At 62.3% G+C, this 19,772-nt stretch carries 19 protein-coding genes; 10 read left to right on the plus strand and 9 right to left on the minus strand.

The features are described from left to right. Positions 1-6 precede the first annotated feature (6 nt). The 8 genes from LB577_RS03640 to LB577_RS03675 form a co-directional block, all read right to left on the minus strand. Entirely contained in the window at positions 7-1,020 is a 1,014-nt protein-coding gene (locus tag LB577_RS03640; RefSeq protein ID WP_023766943.1) for a type II secretion system F family protein, read from the minus strand. A gap of 29 nt (positions 1,021-1,049) precedes the next feature. Further along, the gene (locus LB577_RS03645; protein WP_224685593.1) at positions 1,050-2,555 is read right to left on the minus strand and encodes a CpaF family protein; all 1,506 of its coding nucleotides are present in this window, start codon (positions 2,553-2,555) and stop codon (positions 1,050-1,052) included. 23 nt (positions 2,556-2,578) lie between these two features. Further along, on the minus strand, positions 2,579-3,868 hold the full coding sequence (locus LB577_RS03650) for a CpaE family protein (protein WP_032923236.1): 1,290 nt from the start codon (positions 3,866-3,868) through the stop codon (positions 2,579-2,581). A gap of 65 nt (positions 3,869-3,933) precedes the next feature. Further along, the gene (locus tag LB577_RS03655) at positions 3,934-4,659 is read right to left on the minus strand and encodes a CpaD family pilus assembly protein (protein WP_031250323.1); all 726 of its coding nucleotides are present in this window, start codon (positions 4,657-4,659) and stop codon (positions 3,934-3,936) included. Positions 4,660-4,673: 14 nt separating this feature from the next. Continuing rightward, positions 4,674-6,191, minus strand: a complete 1,518-nt coding sequence (locus LB577_RS03660) for a type II and III secretion system protein family protein (RefSeq protein ID WP_023766947.1) — start codon at positions 6,189-6,191, stop codon at positions 4,674-4,676. Further along, positions 6,188-7,003 carry a Flp pilus assembly protein CpaB gene (cpaB, locus tag LB577_RS03665; protein WP_031250322.1) on the minus strand — a complete coding sequence of 272 codons (816 nt, stop codon included), beginning with the start codon at positions 7,001-7,003 and terminating at the stop codon, positions 6,188-6,190. Before cpaB ends, LB577_RS03660 begins: the two co-directional genes overlap by 4 nt. 215 nt (positions 7,004-7,218) lie before the next feature. Next, a complete protein-coding gene (locus tag LB577_RS03670) occupies positions 7,219-7,737 on the minus strand; it encodes a prepilin peptidase (RefSeq protein ID WP_224685594.1) in 519 nt (172 codons plus the stop codon). A 171-nt stretch (positions 7,738-7,908) separates the two neighbouring features. After that, complete coding sequence (locus tag LB577_RS03675; protein ID WP_013897312.1) at positions 7,909-8,085, minus strand: Flp family type IVb pilin; 177 nt, start codon at positions 8,083-8,085, stop codon at positions 7,909-7,911. A 357-nt stretch (positions 8,086-8,442) separates the two neighbouring features. On the opposite strand from LB577_RS03675, the gene LB577_RS03680 reads away from it, so the two are divergent. From LB577_RS03680 to LB577_RS03690, 3 genes are all read left to right on the plus strand, one after another. Next, entirely contained in the window at positions 8,443-8,868 is a 426-nt protein-coding gene (locus tag LB577_RS03680; protein WP_013897313.1) for a pilus assembly protein N-terminal domain-containing protein, read from the plus strand. Positions 8,869-9,005: 137 nt separating this feature from the next. After that, on the plus strand, positions 9,006-9,596 hold the full coding sequence (locus tag LB577_RS03685) for a TadE/TadG family type IV pilus assembly protein (RefSeq protein ID WP_013897314.1): 591 nt from the start codon (positions 9,006-9,008) through the stop codon (positions 9,594-9,596). A 33-nt stretch (positions 9,597-9,629) separates the two neighbouring features. Further along, on the plus strand, positions 9,630-10,253 hold the full coding sequence (locus LB577_RS03690) for a TadE/TadG family type IV pilus assembly protein (RefSeq protein WP_023779466.1): 624 nt from the start codon (positions 9,630-9,632) through the stop codon (positions 10,251-10,253). Between the two features lie 4 nt (positions 10,254-10,257). Here the strand turns inward: LB577_RS03690 and LB577_RS03695 are convergent, their stop codons facing one another. After that, complete coding sequence (locus tag LB577_RS03695; RefSeq protein WP_224685595.1) at positions 10,258-11,181, minus strand: phosphate/phosphite/phosphonate ABC transporter substrate-binding protein; 924 nt, start codon at positions 11,179-11,181, stop codon at positions 10,258-10,260. Between the two features lie 125 nt (positions 11,182-11,306). On the opposite strand from LB577_RS03695, the gene LB577_RS03700 reads away from it, so the two are divergent. The 7 genes from LB577_RS03700 (at position 11,307) to recF (ending at position 19,745) form a co-directional block, all read left to right on the plus strand. Further along, positions 11,307-12,563: a phosphopentomutase gene (locus LB577_RS03700; RefSeq protein WP_224685596.1), complete on the plus strand. Its 1,257-nt coding sequence runs from the start codon at positions 11,307-11,309 to the stop codon at positions 12,561-12,563. Next, a complete protein-coding gene (gene mutM, locus LB577_RS03705) occupies positions 12,556-13,461 on the plus strand; it encodes a bifunctional DNA-formamidopyrimidine glycosylase/DNA-(apurinic or apyrimidinic site) lyase (RefSeq protein WP_224685597.1) in 906 nt (301 codons plus the stop codon). Before LB577_RS03700 ends, mutM begins: the two co-directional genes overlap by 8 nt. 30 nt (positions 13,462-13,491) lie before the next feature. After that, a complete protein-coding gene (locus tag LB577_RS03710; protein ID WP_224685598.1) occupies positions 13,492-14,265 on the plus strand; it encodes an enoyl-CoA hydratase in 774 nt (257 codons plus the stop codon). Between the two features lie 178 nt (positions 14,266-14,443). Then, positions 14,444-14,710 carry a 30S ribosomal protein S20 gene (gene rpsT / locus LB577_RS03715; RefSeq protein WP_013897320.1) on the plus strand — a complete coding sequence of 89 codons (267 nt, stop codon included), beginning with the start codon at positions 14,444-14,446 and terminating at the stop codon, positions 14,708-14,710. 858 nt (positions 14,711-15,568) lie between these two features. Then, positions 15,569-17,113, plus strand: coding sequence for a chromosomal replication initiator protein DnaA (gene dnaA / locus LB577_RS03720; RefSeq protein WP_013891250.1), 1,545 nt, complete (start codon positions 15,569-15,571; stop codon positions 17,111-17,113). A gap of 305 nt (positions 17,114-17,418) precedes the next feature. Then, entirely contained in the window at positions 17,419-18,537 is a 1,119-nt protein-coding gene (dnaN, locus tag LB577_RS03725) for a DNA polymerase III subunit beta (RefSeq protein ID WP_010913340.1), read from the plus strand. Positions 18,538-18,611: 74 nt separating this feature from the next. Further along, positions 18,612-19,745 carry a DNA replication/repair protein RecF gene (gene recF / locus LB577_RS03730; RefSeq protein WP_224685599.1) on the plus strand — a complete coding sequence of 378 codons (1,134 nt, stop codon included), beginning with the start codon at positions 18,612-18,614 and terminating at the stop codon, positions 19,743-19,745. The last annotated feature ends 27 nt before the right edge of the window (positions 19,746-19,772 follow it).

The raw sequence follows: 19,772 nt of genomic DNA on the forward strand, positions 1-19,772 counted from the left end.
GCGATCCTAGACCTCGAAGTTCATCATCTTGCGCATCACCAGGATGCCGATTGACATCCAGACTGCCGAACAGCCGAGGATGAGATTTCCAACGCTGGTGTTGAACAGCGGCATCAGGTAGGTCGGGCTCGACAGGTAGACGAGAAACGCGACGATGAAAGGCAGCGCGCCGATGATGGCGGCCGACGCCTTTGCCTCCATCGACAGCGCCTGGACCTTGGCCTTCATTTTCTTGCGATCACGAAGCACCCGCGAAAGATTGCCCAGCGCCTCGGAGAGATTGCCACCGGCCTGCGACTGGATCTGGATGACGATGCCGAAGAAGCTCGCCTCGGTGCATGGCATGGTTTCGGGCATGCGCAAGGTCGCGTCGGGGATCGACAGGCCCATCTGCTGCGAATCGACGATGCGGCGAAACTCGGTCTTCACCGGCTCGGGGGCTTCGTTGGCGATCAGTCGCACGGCATCGTTCAGCGGCAGGCCGGACTTGACCGCGCGCACGATGATGTCGAGCGCGTTTGGAAATTCGTTGAGGAATGCTTTGACGCGCCGGCTGCGGCGAAATGAAACGAACCAGCGCGGCAGGCCGAGCGCACCGGCGAGCAGCACGCCGGGCAAGACGATCAGCGGCGCCCCGGCCACGAACGCGATCACGGTCAGCGCTATGCCGCATATGGCGGAATAGATATAGAAACGCTCGATCGGAACCTTCATCCCAGCCTGGCGAAGCTGTGCCTTCAGCGGCGGCTTCTTGATGGCGCTGTCCTTGGATTTCTGCTTCTCGTCGAGCTCCTTGAGCGAATCCTGGACCGATTTGCGGCGCTTGGCCGCGTCCGTCGCACGGTCGCGCGTGGCCTTGACAACGGAACGGTCCGTCTCCGCGGCCTTGATCGTTTCAAGCCGCTTGCCGGTCTGTCTCTCATTGCTGATCTGGTTGAACAGAAATGCATAGGCGACCGCGCCGGCGCTGAAGCCGGCGAGCACGACAAACGCCAATACGGTGCCGTCAATTCCAAACATTGGCCAGAACCTTCACGCCTGCGGGTACGTCAGTCAGCGCGTTTCTCCATAGCCTCGAGCGCTATGGCGAGGCGCTGCTCCTCGCCGTAATAACGGGCCCGTTCCCAGAAATGCGGACGGCCGATGCCGGTCGACACGTGCTCTCCCAGCAGCCTGCCGTTGGCGTCCTCGCCCTTGATATTGTAGAGGACGATATCCTGCGTGATGACGACGTCGCCTTCCATCCCGATCACCTCGGTGATGTGGGTGATGCGACGTGAACCGTCGCGCAGGCGGGCCGCCTGGATGATCACGTCGATGGAGCCGACGACGATTTCGCGCACGGTTTTCTGCGGCAGCGAGTAACCGCCCATGGCGATCATGGATTCGATACGGTTCAGGCATTCGCGCGGGCTGTTCGAGTGGATCGTACCCATCGAGCCGTCGTGGCCGGTGTTCATCGCCTGCAGAAGGTCGAACACCTCGGGTCCGCGCACTTCGCCGACGATGATGCGCTCGGGCCGCATGCGCAGGCAGTTCTTGACCAGATCGCGCATCGTCACCTCGCCCTCGCCTTCGAGGTTGGGCGGACGGGTTTCCAGGCGCACGACATGCGGCTGCTGCAGTTGCAGTTCGGCCGAGTCCTCGCAAGTGATGACGCGCTCCTCGCGGTCGATGTAGTTGGTCAGGCAGTTGAGCAGTGTGGTCTTGCCGGAGCCGGTGCCCCCCGAGATGACGATGTTGCAGCGAACACGGCTGATGATCTTGAGGACTTCGGCTCCCTGTGGCGAGATGGCGCCGAACTTGACCAGCTGATCGAGCGTCAGCTTGTCCTTCTTGAACTTGCGGATGGTGAGCGCGGTGCCATCGATGGCGAGCGGCGGCGCGATGACGTTGACGCGGGAGCCGTCGGGAAGGCGGGCGTCGCAGATCGGGCTGGATTCATCGACACGGCGGCCGACCTGGCTGACGATGCGCTGGCAGATGTTGAGAAGCTGCTGGTTGTCGCGGAAGCGGATCGGGGTCTGTTCGACCTTGCCGTTGACTTCGATGTAGACGTTCTTGGAGCCGTTGACCATGATATCGGCGATGTCGTCGCGGGCAAGCAATGGCTCGAGCGGCCCATAGCCAAGCACGTCGTTGCAGATGTCCTCGAGCAGTTCCTCCTGCTCGGCGATCGACATCGCGAAATTCTTGATCGCGATGATGTCGTTGACGATGTCGCGGATTTCCTCGCGCGCGCTTTCGGGGTCGAGCTTGGCGAGCTGCGACAGGTCGATCGTGTCGATGAGCGCCGAGAACACCTGGCTCTTGGTGTCGTAATAGGTTTCGCTCTTTTCGCGGCCACGCTTGGGCTCCGGCGCGACGGGAGGCGCCTCTACCGCGCGGCGAGCCGGCGGTGCGACAGGTGCGCTCGGCTGCGGCGTTGCCGCCGGCCGTGCAAGAACCGCCGTGTCAGCCGAACCCGCGGCTGCCGGTGCGGCCGGCGCAGGTGCCGGCTGGCGAAATTCCGGCGTGAACCGGTTGCCGTCGTCGTTGCCTCGTTTACCAAACATGATCGACTACCGGTCCCACTGCGTCACTTCTTGTTGCGCGAGAGCTTGCCGAGCAGACTGCCCAGGCCAGCCTTCTTTTTCGTCTTGATCTCGCTGCGGCCGGTCAGCACATGAGCAATCTCGTTGATCGTGGCCACAACCGGGTTCTTGGCATCCATCTCGCCAAGCATACGCCCGTTGTTGGCGGCATTGCCGAACAGGACCGGATCAAAGCCGATGACCGACATCGGCGTGAGGCCGAGCGGCTCGGCGAAATCGGAAGGCGAAATCTCCGGCCGCTTGGGGATCCCGGCCTGGTTGATGATCAGCTTTGGCGGCGGGTCGTTGGGACGAAGCCGCTTCAACATGTCGACCAGGTTTTTGGTGTTGCGCAGGTTGGCCAGCTCCGGCGTCGCCGTGATGACGATCTCGTCGGCCTTGACCAGCGTGTTCTTGGCCCACCCGGTCCAGACATGGGGTACGTCGAGCACCAGGAGCGGCACGCTGCGCTGCGCGGTATCGACAAGTTGCGCAAAGGCATCCGGATCGAAGTCGTAGACGCGTTCCAGTGTCGAAGGCGCCGCGAGCAGCGACAGGTGCTCGGCACACTGGGTCAGCAGCCGGTCGAGATAGACTTCGTCGATGCGCTCGGGCGAAAACACCGCTTCTGCGATGCCTTGTGCCGGATCCTGGTCGAAATTGATGTTGGCGGTGCCGAAGGCGAGGTCGAGATCGGCAACGACGACCTCGGATTTGAAGAGAGAAGACATCGCCCAGGCTACATTGTGGGCGATCGTCGAGGAGCCGACGCCGCCCTTGGCGCCAATGAAGGCGACCGAGCGGCCGAGCGGTTCAGCCTCCGGATCGACGAAAATCGACGACACGACACTGACGATGTCGGCCATCGAGACCGGCGCGATGACATATTCGGAGATGCCGGAGCGGATGAGTTCACGATAGAGGCCGACATCATTGTAGTGGCCGATCACCACCACTTTCGAGGACGGATCGCAGTACTCCGAGAGTTGGGCGAGTTGCTCCAGCAGTTGCTTGGGTTCGCTGCGCGACTCGAGCAGGATCAGATTGGGCGTCGGCGCCGATTGATAGAACTCGATTGCGGTGGGAACGCCGCCCATGTGGACCTTGAGATGCGCCTTGGTCATGCGGCGGTCCTCGCCAGCCCGCTCGACCGGATTGGCAACGCCCTCCGTCTCGCAGAATGCCTGGATCGAGATGCGCGGTATCGGCCGCAACGCCTGCATCGCGGCGATGTCCTGCGGCGAGGTATCGCCGCCGTCCACGGTGGCATCATAGGCGAGGTTGCTCATGGTCATGCTCTTTCCGTGGCCTGTTCTTTGCGTGGCCTGTTCTTGCGTGACTTCTCTTTCCCGAGAGCGGCTCAGTAGGTCACTTCCGAATTGCCGAGGAACTCATCCGAAATGCCCCTGCTGCGGTAGACGTCGATCACCGCGCCACGATTTTCCGCATCGATGGTGGTCTGCTTGCGCGGTCCGAGCAGATCGGCCGGATTGGCCATCTGGGCGGCGAGATTGTTCTGATAGGAGCAGCCGAAGTCGGCGTAGTGCTTGTTTTCAGACGACTCGACCAGATCTTCGGGCCAGCGTCCGCATTTGTCGGTCTGGGCTCTCACCGCGATAAAGGAGACGCGAACCGGGGCCGATGCCTCGCTCGACCCAGCCTGATAGGAGACCACGGCGATCCGGTTGCGCTTGATGCCGCTGGCGACCGCGAGCCTGGCGAAATCACGGCCGGCCGCCCTTGCGGCAACCTCGTTGGCCGATCCGCTGGGAATCTGGATGGTCAACGCCGGAGCGGCACTCTTGTCATAGCCGTCGAGGAAACCCAGAAGCGTGTCGCGTTGCGAGCCGGTCATGCCGCGATCGCCGGCACCGACGGGCAGGTCGATCTTCTGGTTCTTCTCCGCGATGACGATGGGATGGTTGGTGCGATAGTCGTCTGGAATGGCGCCGACGGTGACACTGTCGCGCTGGGCGCAACCGGCGAGCAGAGCCGTCGCCGCCACGGCCAGGACCGGAAGCAGCCAGATCCGCGAACGGCCAGGGCGCATCGTGGCGATGCTTGTCTTCAACGCTGACTGAGACATGTCCGCTTCCCCATTCACTTGTAGATGTAGCCGACAACGCCGTGGTACCGGCCGTTGGGCTTGTCGGTCTGCATGGTGCCGTAGACGCGATTGACCTTGCCAAGGAACATGGCGGCGCCATCGCTGGCAGCGTTGAAATTGTCGTCCGGCTTGGCGAGATCGTTGCGCGCCACCGGCTTCACCAGATAGGGCGTGATGATGATCACCAGCTCACTTTCGTTGCGCACGAAATCCCGGCTGCGGAAGAGCGTGCCGAGCACCGGGATCTTTGTCAGTCCAGGCAACCCATTGACGGCTTGCCTGACATCGTCGCGAACCAGGCCGGCGATCATCATGGAGCCGCCCGAGGGCAGTTCAACCGTCGTATCGGCAAGGCGCTTGCGCAACGACAGGGCATTCATGCCGGCACTCGTCACGCCCTCGGACAGTGACGCGGATCCTTCGGTTGTCGGCTCGGAGACGGAGGTTCTGACTTTCAGGCTGATGCGTCCGGGCGACAAAACCACCGGCTGGAATTCCAGGCCGATGCCGTACTCGATCTTGTCGACCGAATAGGTCTTCAGACCGGTCTGGTTGTCGGTGGACACGTTCGCGGAGACGCCCGTCACCATATTGTATTCGCCGCCGACCTTGAAGGTCGCCTTCTCGCCGGATACGGCGGTCAAGGTTGGCTCGGCCAGGGTCTTCATGACCCCCGACTCCTCCATGGCGTTGATATAGGCCCGAAGTCCAGAGGCGCCGATATTGAAGCCCGAATTCGACAGTTGCTTGCCAAGGCCGGTGAAGTTGTCGCTGATCGCGCCGTAGCTGATGCCGTTGCTGCCACCGCTGCCGATCATGTTGACGCCGAGCTGCTTCATCACGGTGCGGCTGACTTCGGCGACCGTCACCTTCAGCGTCACCTGATCGTCACCGATGATCTGCAGGAGGTTGACGATCTTACTGGTGCGGCGTTCCTGGTCGGGGTTGTTGATGTCGACACCGCTCTGGGCAGAGCCGCCGGCCGCGGTCTGCGAATATTGTCCCGTCGTCGCTTCACCGCCCGAGACGAAGATGGTCGCCAGATCAACCGCCCGTTTCGCGTCCAGAGGCGTATCGACCATTCCGGTCAGAACGACGTTGTCGTTCAGCAGTTCCACCTTGATATCCGAGGTCGGAATAAAGCGCTTGATGTAGTCCTCCAAGCCGGCGACGTCGCGTTCGACGGCCAGATCCAGGCTGGCGATCTGTTCGCCGTTCGGACCGAAGACGAAGATGTTGGTCTCGCCGACCGCCTTGCCGAACAGGTAGATACGCCTTGCGGTGCGGGTCACAGCATCGGCAACGGCCGGGTTGGCGACGAGAATGTCGTAGGCATCGCTCGGCAGGTCTATGACCACCGACTTGTTGAGGCCAAGCTTGACACGCTGGGAGGCCGTGGTGGCCGTCACCTGCGTACTCTTGGCCTCGACAACGCCCTGCACATTCGTCCCGACGAGCAGGAGGCCGAATGCCGCGGCCACGATCGCTGGCAGTTTACCGCTTAGCCTCATTTCCTTGCCCCTACTTCGGAAACTTCGCCCGACTTGATCAGTCTCACCGTTCCCTTGCGGCCATTGCCGGAAACGAGATAGTCGGCCTCGTCCACATTCTTTTCCTGGGTGTCCGTGATCGCCCTCAGCGCCAGTGTCAGGCGATCCGCCATCTGCTGGGCGACGGTGATGATCTCCGCCTGCTTGGGTGTGAGCTCCAGCGTGGCGGTCTGGCCCACCCTGGTCTTCTTGCCTTCTTCGTCCTCCTGGATGGTCTGGTCGATTGCCAGAACGCGGATGTTCTTGAGGATGGTTTCGGTGTTGAAGCCGGTGCTGCCGCTGTTGGCGTCCGCCCTGCGGGTCATGATGACGTCGACAAAATCATTGGGAAGGATGAAGCCGCCGGCCGACGTGTCGGCCGATATGGTCGTGGCGACCGCCCGCATCCCGGAAGGCAGGATCGACGACATGAAGCTTTGCCCCTCGCCGATCAGCTTGGAACGCCGCACAGGTTCGCCCGCGTACATTCCCACACGGGCTATCGACCCCTTCAGTTTCTCCAGCGCGTCGGGAGCCGTGGCCTTGGTGATGAAGTTCGGGTTGATGCCGTCGGCTGGCCAGGGCTGCCAGGCGATGTTGTTCTCGAGCTGGTTACCCATCGCGACATCGCCTGAAAGCACAAGCACGTCCTGCAGAGCCACCGCGGGAGCCTGGGGGCCGGAATCGACGACGATCTGGGCGGGTGGCGGGGCGACCATGTTCTTCGCGACGTAGCCAGCACCACCCGCCGCGGCCACCGCCACGCTTAAGATAATCAATCGGGATGCTGGCATCTGTCCGAACCCTCGCCCTTGGCAAACCACGTAGCCAAGGCGGACTTTGCAGCGGCAATCGTCAAAACAAGGTTAATGTAATGCTTACGATCGTGATTAATTTAAGGTTTACATAAATTAGACGGATCGGGCCGCGGCCCAGCAATGCTGCCGGCCAGACCCTCTTTAAGGCCAAGCCCAACGACACAAATCAGAAAAAGAAATTAGGATTGAACTCAGCTCGCCAGCCTTGCCAGCGCCCAGACCATCAAGGGCGACTCCGGATAGGTCAGCAGCCCACCCAGGCCGAGAGCGATCCCGTAGGGAACACCGGCCGACTCTTCGGCGAAATGACGCAGGAATGGATTGCGGCCGGTAATAACCGCCAGCGGCGACTTGCGATAAAGCACGATGGCGAGCGTCAGCAGCCCGCCGATGAACGTCGAGACAACAAGGTACTCGACGAGATGCACGTTGAGCCCCATCCACACGGCCGTGGCGGCCAGCAGCTTGGCATCGCCTCCGCCCATGCCACCCATCGCGAACAGGCCGAACGTCACGGCCAGGATCAGCGCGCCGGCGGCAAAATGCCAACCGTATGTTGCCCATTCCATGCCCGTCAGCGGCGCAACCAGTGCGAAGACGACAACGAGCAGCACCGACACGCGGTTGGCAATCGTCATCGACAGCATGTCGGAGATCGCCGCGAACAGCATGCAGAACGGAAAGACGACGAAGATCAGGGCTTCAAGCATCGGCGCTATGCCTATTGTGCGAATTCCACCGGGTTCAATCTAGGCATGTTCGATTAACGATTGATGAGACCCGGAATGAAAGACGGCTGTGTTGGCTAGGATATAGAAAAAGGGCCGCCACGCGGCAGCCCCTTTCCAGTACGCAATCTGGATACCCAGCAATACAGCGGATCAGGCGCCGCTGGAGTTCAGGGTGGTTCCGATCGTGGTGAACTTGGCGTTGATTGCATTGCCGAGCGCGCCGGCGCCGGTGATGATGGCGAGCGCGATGAGAGCGGCGATCAGACCATATTCGATAGCGGTCGCGCCGGATTCGTCCTTCACGAAACGTGCAAAAAGGTTAGACATTCGAGAGCTCCTACTCCACGTGTTACAGCACTTCCGTCAACTTCTGTGATGGTTGATCGGATGCTGCCAATCTAGGGAGAAGCTCTTTCGATCGGCTTAATAAACAGCCTTACCGATTCCTTTCCCGGCTCGAACATATTGCGTGGTTAACCCCATACTAAGCGATCGCTAAAATACCATTTTCCGGGCCAATGCCGCAAAGGGCAAGGGCGGGGAACGCTCGCGACCGAGCTGAGATCCAGCCGTGCCGGACACCCCGTCGATCGCGACTTCCGATGCCGGGTAGGCGGACTTAACCGTTGGTTCACCAATCTCGTTCATGTTCTGTTGAACAAGTTGCTTGCGTGGAGCGCCCCGATGGCCGAGCCGAGATTCTCAATCCTGATTGCCGCGCTTCTTGCAGCAACGTGCCTCGTCGTGCCTGCCAGGGCCGGCACCGGCATCGAGGTCACCATGAATCAGGCCAAGATCGTGAAGCTGTCGCGCCCCGCCGACACGATCGTCGTCGGCAACCCGTCAATCGCCGATGCCTCGGTCCAGGACGCCTCGACGATCGTGCTCACCGGCAAGGGTTTCGGCGTCACCAATCTCGTTGTTCTCGACCAGGAGGGCAGCCCGATCGTCGACGCGCAGGTTACAGTCGTGCGGCAGGCAGCCTCCTCGGTGCGCATTTATCGGCGCGCCGAAGTGCAGACCATGTCCTGCACGCCCTACTGTGAAAGCTCGTACAAGAGCGAGGCGGAAAAATCCTCCGAAGCAGAGATGGGCGGCGGCAGCAAATAGGCGGCGCCCGCCCGCTATCCGGGTTACCGCCTGGTTAAGACGCGTGCGTCGACTTTAGCGATCATTCAAACCGGGCCTCAATTGGTTTGCGCTAATAACACCTGTCAGAACCGTCCAGGGGTGGCAGGAAACAGGGCATGGGCAAGGAATTCACATCGAAAGGTCAGCGCAAGGTGGAGCGCTCCAGCTTCTTCAGGCGCTTCTTCCACGACCGGCGCGGCAGCACGGCCCTGGAGTTCGCGCTGCTGGCAATGCCGTTCGCCCTCCTCGTCTTCGCTATCCTTGAAAGCTGCATCTCGTTTGCCGGCCAGGAAGTGATGGCCAACATCACCGACGATGTCGCGCGCCAGTTGCGCACGGGCCAGTTGAGGCCGGCCGATGTCGCGGGAGGCAAATTGACGACCCTGATCTGCGACAGGCTGGAGATCATCGTCTCCACGGATTGCCCCAATCAGTTGCTTGCGGATCTTCGCGAATATCCGACTTTCGCCGACGCGGCCTCGGCGAGCTTCAAGATCCAGAACGGCGATGTCGTGCTGATGCAGGGCACCAACTCACAGGCCTTCGCGACCACGCCTGGCCTCGCGGAATCGAGGAACATGCTGCGGGTCTTCTACAAATGGCCTGTGATGACCGATCTGATGGCCAAGTCGATGGCCAATCTGAGCGGTGGCAGGACATTGCACTTCGCGTCAGTGACCTGGCAGAACGAGCCGTTCGACAATTGAGTTCGCAAACACCACAAGAAAAAAGGCAAGGGCATGATGCGTGCGGGGGCACATCCGGAAATCGCAGGGATCCGCGGCAAGGCCGTCGGGTTCTTGTCCAATCGCCGTGGCGTCGCCGCGGTCGAGTTCGCTCTCATCCTGCCTATCCTGCTGGTCATGTACTTCATGACCATGGAGGCTTCGCAGGCTATCGAGACCAGCAAGAAGGTCAGCCGTATCGGCAGCATGGTCGCCGACCTGGTTACGCAGCAGCCGACCATCGTCGCGGCGGACCTCGATGCCATCATGAAGATCGGCACCTCGACCATTCAGCCCTATAACCGGTCAACGCCGAGCATTATCATCACGGCAATACAGGTCACCACCGATACGCCCCCCAAGGTGAACGTGGTGTGGTCGCGCAAGCTGGTCAATGGCGTCTCCAGCATCGCCACCACCCTGCCCGCGACCACCACGGTTCCGACAACGCTCAAGGTCGCCGGCACCTTCCTCATCCGCGTTCAGAGCAATCTGAGCTATTCGCCGATTATCAACTGGCAGCCGGACACCCAACAAAAGCTCGGATTGACCCAATCCCTCAGCACCACCATACCGATGGGCGAAACCTACTATCTGCGTCCCCGCAGAAGCCTGACGATCCCCTGCGGCGATTGCTGAGGCCTTACTGCTGCCCGCCATCGGTTGACACAAAGCGCACGATGGCTTCCGCCATCGCGTAATCCTTTGGGGCCACGGTCAAAAACCCACCGGAATGTTTCGATTCTAGGAGATCGTAGACATCCGGTGTCGTCGACTTGAGGTTGGTGAGGAACACGGTCAGCCGGCGCTTGGCTTCCGGGTCGAGATCGCTGCGTACGGCGTGCGGACCGTATCTGAGCACCCCCGACGTCCAGACGATCTGGAAAGCCGATGGCGAAAGACCGGCCGCTTCGAGCCTTGCCTGCGTGCCGCCCGATAGCAGCGGCTGGCCGTCGGCCGCAGCCCTTACCCAGCCGAACAAGGCGTCGGCCGTGCCATCGAAGAGCATGGCCTCCGCCGCCGACGCCGTCACGGCATGGATCAGAAACGGTGAATCTTCGGCGATCTTGACGTGTTCGGCGGCCAACCCCGCCAACGGCAACAGTGAGCCACCGACGCTGTCCGATGGCGGCATGGCGATCCGGTGGGTCCCGATCGCCGCCAGGCCTGATAGCTTGCCGTCCCTGGTGAGCAGCACCGAACGGATGCCGGCCGCACCGTCGGAATCGACCGGAGCCACAAGCGGCTCGACGCATCCGCAACGCTGCAGCGCCGTGGCGTAGGCGGTCGCCGAATAGATGGCGTATTCGATCCGGGCGTTGGCCTGCGCCTCGATCAGGGCGGCATAATCGCGTGCGACGACGAACTCCACCTTCATGCCGAGCGCATTGGTGAAGGCTTGCGTCAACTGCGCCAGCCCGGGAACGGTGTTGCCGGCGCCAGGTTCGGCGACGACGCCGATGCGGAATGTGCCGATATCGTCGCGCCAGTCGGCCTGCGCCGGCCCGCACCAGAACGCACCATGCACGAGCATAAGCGCAGCCAATGCCTTGGGCGTCGCCTTCATGACAAGACCGCCCTGGGTTCCAATCGATCCATGCCCATGCCCGCCGCGTCGCCGTTTGGTTTCCGAATTGCCAATACCACCGTGGAACCCTATGTCTGGTCGTTCACACTGGCAACAATGACCCGATGGCGCGTGCTTTCCTCTTTGTCCTGGATTCCTTCGGCATCGGCGGCGCGGCCGACGCCGAACGTTATGGCGATGCCGGCGCCAATACCCTCGCCCACATTGCCGAAGCCTGCGCGGAAGGGCGCGCGGACCGCGAGGGGCTTCGTCAAGGTCCGCTGTTTGTCCCCAACATGGCATCGCTCGGGCTTGGCAAGTCGGCCGAGACGGCGACGGGATTGGGCTTTGCCCATTTCGGGACGGATCTGCTCGCCAATGCCTTCCACGGTGCGGCGCAAGAGGTTTCGAGCGGCAAGGACACGCCTTCCGGCCACTGGGAGATGGCGGGCCTGCCGGTGCGCTTCGACTGGGGTTACTTCCCCGACACGGTTCCCGCGTTTCCGGCGGAACTGACCGAGGCGATCATCCGGGAGGGCAAGGTTCCAGGCATTCTCGGCAATTGTCATGCGCCCGGCACCGTGATCATCGAACGGTTCGGCGATGAGCATATCCGCACCGGCAAGCCGATCTGCTACACATCCGTCGATTCTGTCCTGCAGGTCGCCGCGCATGAGGTTCATTTCGGCCTGGAGCGGCTTTATGAATTCTGTCAGGTGGTGCGGCGGCTGGTTGATCCATTGAGGATCGGACGCGTGATCGCGCGGCCTTTCGTCGGCGAAACCGCCGCCACCTTCACGCGAACGTATAACCGCCACGACTACGCCGTGCCACCGCCGGAGCCGACCTTGCTCGACCGCCTGACGGCGCGGGGAAGCCGCGTCATCGCCGTCGGCAAGATCGGCGACATCTTCGCCCATCGCGGGATTTCGGAAGTGCGCAAGGCCGCCGGCAACATGGCCATGTTCGACAAGGCGTTGGGCGCGATGGACGACGCCGGCACCGGCGATCTCGTTTTCGCCAATTTCGTCGATTTCGACACCGAATTCGGCCATCGCCGCGATGTGGCGGGCTATGCCGCCGCGCTCGAGGCCTTCGACCGGCGGCTGCCGGAGGCATTCTCCAGGCTGAGGCAGGGCGACCTGCTGATCCTGACGGCCGATCACGGCAACGATCCGACCTGGCGCGGAACCGATCATACGCGTGAGCGTATCCCGATAATCGGCATCGGGCCGGACCTCGGGGGTGGCGACATCGGGCTGCGTGCGACATTCGCCGATATCGGCGAGACCGTGGCCGAACATCTCGAACTGGCGCACGGCCGTCACGGCACTTCTTTCTATCCAGTGATTGGTGGCCCAGTGATTGGCGGCCATGCCTGAATTGCCCGAAGTCGAAACGGTCCGGCGCGGGTTGCAGCCGGTTATGGAAGGCGCCCGCCTTATCCGTGTCGAGACGCGACGACCGGATTTGCGGTTTCCCTTTCCCGAACGGTTTTCGGAGCGGCTGACCGGCAGGACGATCACCGCGCTCGGCCGCCGCGCCAAATATCTGACCATGCACGTCCAGGACGGTCCGGTGCTGATCTGCCATCTCGGCATGTCGGGCTCCTTTCGCATCGAGGCCGATGACGACAACGAGGCCGACGACAACGAGACATTGGGTACGTTCCAACACGAACGGTCGAAGAGCGCGGTGCACGACCATGTCGTGTTCCATGTCGCCTCCGCGGCCGGTGCCCGGTCGCGCGTGATCTTCAACGATCCGCGCCGCTTCGGCTTCATGCTGTTTGCGGAAGGATCGCCGGAGACGCATCCGATACTGGCCGGGCTGGGCGTCGAGCCCACGGGCAACGCGCTGGACGGCGTGCTGCTCGCCTCGTTGCTGAAGGGCCGCAGATCGCCTCTGAAGGCAGCGCTTCTCGACCAGAGGCTGATCGCGGGGCTTGGCAATATTTATGTGTCGGAAGCATTGTGGCGCGCCGGCCTGTCGCCGCTGCGCGAAACAGGCACCATCGCCAGACCGGGCAAGAAGGCCAGGGAACAGAGCGAACGCCTCGCCGAGGCGATCCGCTCGGTCATATCGGATGCCATCGCCGCTGGCGGATCTTCGCTGCGCGACTATATGCACGCGGACGGATCGCTGGGCTACTTCCAGCATTCCTTCGCCGTCTACGACCGGGAGGGTGAGCCTTGCGCGAAACCCGGCTGCGGCGGCCACGTCGAACGCGTCGTCCAGAGCGGGCGCTCGACCTTCTATTGCCGGACGTGTCAGAGCTGAGTTAGACCGGATCAAGCGAGGAGCGCAGCCATGGCCTATGAAACGATCATCACCGAGACGCGCGGCAAGGTCGGGCTGATCACGCTGAACCGGCCAAAGGCGCTCAACGCGCTGAATTCCCAGATCCTCGCCGAACTCGTCGCGGCGGTGAACGCATTCGGCGCCGATCCCGGCATCGGCGCCATGGTCGTTACCGGTTCCGACAAGGCCTTTGCCGCCGGTGCCGACATCAAGGAGATGCAGGCCATCTCCTATGTGGACGCCTACAGCCAGGACTTCTTCGCGGGTTGGGAGGAGTTCACGCGTGTCAGAAAACCTGTCATCGCGGCGGTGGCCGGCTATGCCCTGGGAGGCGGGTGCGAACTGGCGATGATGTGCGATTTCATCATCGCCGCCGATACGGCCAAATTCGGCCAGCCCGAAATCACGCTTGGCGTCATTCCCGGCATGGGCGGATCGCAACGACTGACCCGGTTCGTCGGAAAGTCGAAGGCCATGGACATGTGCCTGACCGGACGAATGATGGACGCGGCGGAAGCCGAGCGCTCCGGCCTGGTGTCGCGGGTGGTGCCGGCCGGCGAGCTTGTCGAGGAGGCCGTCAAGGCGGCGGCCAAGATCGCCGATTTCTCCTTGCCGTCGGTGATGATGGCGAAGGAAGCCGTCAACCGCGCCTACGAGACGACATTGGCGGAGGGATTGCGGTTCGAACGCCGCCTGTTCCACTCGCTTTTCGCGCTCGATGACCAGAAGGAAGGCATGGCGGCCTTCGCCGAAAAGCGGAAGCCGAATTTCACCAACCGGTAGAGCGTCGCCGGCCGCGACCGAAACCCCGGCATCAGCCAAAAAGAACGCCAGGCAGCGTTGACGCGCCGGAAAAGCTGAACTATAAGCCGCACCAACCGAGGCGGCCCCGTGGCTGCCCGTTTGTTTTTTGCGCCCTGCGGCATGCCGCGTGCGCCGACCAGATCAGAAGAGAGGCATCATGGCCAACACATCCTCGGCCAAAAAGGCAACGCGCAAGATCGCCCGCCGTGCGGAGATCAACAAGAACCGCCGCTCGCGCGTCCGCACCTACGTCCGCCAGGTCGAGGAGGCACTCGCCTCCGGCGACAAGGCTGCCGCGCAGGCCGCTTTCAAGGCCGCCGAGCCTGAATTGATGCGTGCCGCGACCAAGGGCATCATCCACAAGAACACCGCGTCGCGCAAAGTGTCGCGTCTGGCTCAGCGCCTCAAGGTGCTGTCGGCCTGACATCGCCTTCCAAGGCTGATCTTCTTCGAACCCGGCCGATCGCGCCGGGTTTTTTCGTTTGCCGGCAAGTACTTAAAAAGAATGCCCGCAAGCAGCGTCAAGAACGGATTGCACGGTTCAAAGTGTTTTGCCGGCACATGCATGCCCGTTGAAGGTCGACATGCTTGAAAAGCGTCGCCTAAAAAATTCTCACCCCTCAGAAATAGCCCTTATTTTTCAACCAGTTAGTGATGGTCATCCACAACTTGTCCACAGCGCGTCGGGGCGACGGGAGGACAACTGGCTGTCAAGAGAATTATTTCAGAAAATTTCGAGCCGGCCCGGCTTTTTCATATTCGCCGGAAAAGGGTTTGAATCACAATGGCTTTGTCAAAATATACCACTACGCCATAGAGCACCAACCTGCCGGTGCTAACCAGATTCCTTAAAAATCCGTTAGAGGTGGCCTTGCCCTATCCACAGCGATTTCGGTAATGTCGGTTCATCAAAAAGGGACGGGCCATTGGCCCTTAACCCAGCCCGAATCGGCCAGCGCAAATTGGCGGGATTTGCAACGCGGATCAAGTCCGCGAACGGGTTTGGTTTGTCTTTTTTTGATACGGTAGGGGACTGGCGTAACAAGACATGGCAGGTAGACGGCGCGCCGGCGCTCTTTTCGCCGGGCGGTGTTGTATTGCCCTGACATACCCAACGCGGACTGGCTTCCAAGGGCCGGCACCGGTTCCCCCCGGTAATGGGCGACGTTCATCTGCCGGCGGCGGCAGCGGGCATCGTAGCAAAGACTTAGGTCGCCGGATCACGGATGCAGGAGGCGCATTCCCGGCGGAAAACAGGTACAAAAAGACAAGGAACTCGATCATGCAGAGCGGCGTCGAAAGGGAGCTTACGGGCGACCTTCCATTTCCTGGAACTTTGATTGGAGCAAACGGCATGGCGGTCTCCAGCGACGCGGAACAGAAGTTCGACCGGGTCAAGGCCCAGTTGAAGGCGCGTCTGGGAGCCGAGGTCTATTCGAGCTGGTTCGGCCGCATGAAGGTCGCGGAGGCCTCCAAGGGCATTGTCCGCATCTCGGTGCCCACCGCGTTCCTGCGCTCCTGGATCAACGGCCATTATCTCGACCTGATCTCCGAACTGTGGAAGCAGGAAGATGCCGATCTCCTCAAGATCGAAATCATCGTGCGCACGGCCACCCGCCAGGGGCGCAGCCATGCCGAGCCGGAACTGGCGCCAGTGCGCAAGATGACGCGGCAGACGCAGACGGCGCTGGCCGCCGGCACCGTGAGCCCTGGCAGGATCGAGCGGTCGCCGGTGCCGCGCCCCGGCGCCGCGATCGAGAGCGAGTTCCGCCACAATGTGTTGGGATCGCCGCTTGATCCGCGCTACACGTTCGGCTCGTTCATCGAGGGGCCGTCGAACCGGGTGGCCTTCGCCGCCGCCAAGGCCGTGGCGGAATCGCAGTCGAGCGCGGTGCGCTTCAATCCGCTTTTCCTGCACGCGACCGTCGGGCTCGGCAAAACCCATCTGCTGCAAGCAATCGCCGCGGAATCCCTGAAGCAGAACCCCAAATCACGCGTCGTCTATTTGACGGCCGAGTATTTCATGTGGCGCTTTGCCACCGCGATCCGTGACAACAATGCACTGACGCTCAAAGAACAGCTGCGCGACATCGATCTCTTGATCATCGACGACATGCAGTTCCTGCAGGGCAAGTCGATCCAGCACGAATTCTGCCATCTGATCAACATGCTGCTCGACAGCGCCAAGCAAGTGGTCGTTGCCGCCGACCGGCCGCCGTCGGAACTGGAATCGCTCGAACCGCGGGTGCGCTCGCGTCTCAACGGCGGCGTCGCGCTCGAAATGTCGGCGCCAGATTTCGCCATGCGCCTCGGCATGCTCAAACTGCGCCTGGCCACCGCCAGGGTCGACGACGCATCGCTCGATATCTCGGAGGAAATCCTCAACCACGTCGCCCGCACCGTGACCGGCAGCGGCCGCGAACTGGAAGGCGCCTTCAATCAGCTGCTGTTCCGTCAGTCGTTCGAGCCGCAGATCACCATCGACCGCATCGACGAGATCCTCGGCCACATCTATCGCACCGGCGAACCGAAGCGGGTCCGGATCGAGGACATCCAGCGCATCGTGGCGCGCCACTACAACGTGTCGAAGACCGAATTGCTGTCCAACCGGCGCACGCGCACCATCGTCAAACCGCGGCAGGTCGCCATGTACCTGTCAAAGGTGATGACGCCGCGTTCACTGCCCGAAATCGGACGGCGTTTCGGCGGCCGCGACCACACCACGGTGCTGCACGCCGTGCGCAAGATCGAGGATCTGTCCGGCAATGACAACACGCTGGCGCAGGAACTCGAGCTGCTGCGGCGCCTGATCAACGACCAGGCCTGACCGATCCGGGACAGGCAAGCCAGAACCGCGCTGGAATTCAATGACTTGCTTGCAATGCCATGGGTCCGGAACGGGCGCGCGGCATTGCCTGGGGACGATCCGAATTCCCGATTCTGCCCAGCGGCTGGCGGTCTTCGTACCCTTTATCCCCAGAAAGGCCGCACGGCCGGCCCGAACCGGTCGCGCGGGCTTGCGTTTGCTGGCTTTTTCCTGTCAGTTTACGCAGATTCTGAGCCTGTTCAGACCTTTCGCGGGGCGCCGCCAGCCGGAGACCCGCTCATCCTTTCAAGCGAGCCTGTTTCGTCATGCGTGTTATCCTGGAACGGTCCAATCTCCTGAAGTCGCTCAACCACGTCCACCGCGTGGTCGAACGGCGCAACACCATACCGATCCTGTCCAACGTGCTGCTCAGCGCCGAAGGCGCAAGCCTCGAAATGAAGGCCACCGACCTTGACCTGGAGGTGACGGAAGCGACGCCGGCCAAGGTCGAGCGCGGCGGGGCGACGACGGTTCCCGCGCACCTGCTCTACGATATCGTGCGCAAGCTTTCCGACGGCGCGGAGGTGATGCTGAAGACGGATGAGGACGGCAACGCCATGACGGTGACGTCCGGCCGCTCGAGCTTCCGCCTGCAGTGCCTGCCGCAATCCGATTTTCCCGAGCTATCTGCCGGATCCTTCTCGCATATCTTCCGCCTCGATTCGGTTGCCCTGAAGGGCCTGATCGAGAAGACCCAGTTCGCCATTTCCACCGAGGAGACGCGCTACTATCTCAACGGCATCTACCTGCACACGCATGAGGTCGGCGGCAAGCTGAAGCTGCGCTCGGTGGCAACCGACGGCCACCGCCTGGCGCGCGCCGAGATCGACGCGCCGGCTGGCTCCGAGGGCATGCCGGGCATCATCATTCCGCGCAAGACGGTGAGCGAGCTGCAGAAGCTGGTCGACGACCCGGATGTCGCCGTGACCACCGAACTGTCGGACACCAAGATCCGCTTCACCATCGGCAGCGTCGTCCTGACCTCGAAGCTGATCGACGGCACCTTCCCAGATTATCAGCGGGTCATTCCGACCGGCAACGACAAGAAGCTGATCCTCGACCGCCAGAGCTTTGCCGCCGCGGTCGACCGCGTCTCGACCATTTCCTCCGAACGCGGCCGCGCGGTGAAGCTTTCGATCAGCGAAGGCCAGGTGACGCTCGCGGTCAACAACCCGGATTCAGGCAGTGCCACGGAAGAACTGGCGGCGGACTACTCGTCGGATCCGATCGAGATCGGCTTCAATGCCAAGTATCTGCTCGATGTCGCCGCGCAGCTGACCGGCACGGAAGCGAAATTCATGCTGGCCGATGCCGGTTCGCCGACGTTGATCCACGACATGGCCGACGAGACCGCGCTTTACGTGCTGATGCCGATGCGGGTATAGCCCGCGCTGCGGCTGCCTCGCGCACGGCCGGCAACGAAAGCTATGTTGCGGCGACTTCTATAGGCGGATAGCGGTTGCCAGGACAAACCCATATAAGTAAGCTTACACTTACTAATTTCCGCAACTATGCGGCGCTGGCGATCGATCTCACGCCAGGCGCGGTGGTCTTTTCCGGCGACAACGGTGCCGGCAAGACCAATCTCCTCGAAGCGATTTCCTTTCTGACGCCCGGGCGTGGCCTGCGCCGCGCTCCCTACGCCGATGTCGCGCGCGCGGGCGGGGACGGCGGCTTTGCACTGCACGCAAGGCTCGACGGACCCGACGGCCAGGTCGAGATCGGCACCGGCATTTCGGGCGGTGACAGCGAGGGCGGCAGGCGGGTGCGTATCAACGGCGCCACCGCGCGGTCGGCCGAGGACATGCTGGAATGGCTGCGCGTCGTGTGGCTGACGCCGGCCATGGATGCATTGTTCACCGGGCCGGCCGCGGATCGCCGGCGCTTTCTCGACAGATTGGTGCTGGCGATCGATCCCGGCCATGGCCAGCGCGCCCTCGATTACGAGAAGGCGATGCGGGGCCGTAACCGCCTGCTTACCGAAAATTCGCGGGACGACCGCTGGTTCGAGGCGATCGAGATACAGATGGCCGAGACCGGGGTCGCCATCGCCGCGGCACGCGCCGAGCTGGTGCGCCTGTTGGCGGCCATGATCGACAGGCTGCCCGACAGCGGGCCGTTCCCGCAGGCCGATATCGGCCTCGCAGGCGATCTGGAAGCCGAGATCGCCGGCACGCCGGCGGTCGATGTCGAGGAGCGGTTCCGGCGGGCGCTTGCCGATGGCCGTGACCGCGACCGCGCCGCCGGGCGCACGCTCGAGGGCCCGCACCGTTCGGATCTCTTGGTCCGGCATCGCCCCAAGGCGATGCCGGCCGAGCTCTGCTCGACCGGCGAGCAGAAGGCATTGCTGGTCGGCATCGTTCTGTCGCACGCGCGGCTGACCGGCGAGATGTCCGGGATGACGCCGATCCTGCTGCTCGACGAGATCGCAGCACATCTCGACGGCGGACGGCGGGCGGCGCTGTTTTCGATCCTCGAGGAGTTGAACTGCCAGGCTTTCATGACGGGAACCGATGCGGCGCTGTTTTCCAGCCTGCAGGGCCGCGCGCAGTTCCTGACGGTCGACCACGGCATGGTTGGGCCAACCGTCTAGATTCTTATTGCATGGATGTCGTCAAGA

Origin of the sequence: Mesorhizobium sp. B283B1A, assembly GCF_020165735.1 — a bacterium.
In the GTDB taxonomy this organism is placed as follows: Bacteria; Pseudomonadota; Alphaproteobacteria; order Rhizobiales; family Rhizobiaceae; genus Mesorhizobium; species Mesorhizobium opportunistum.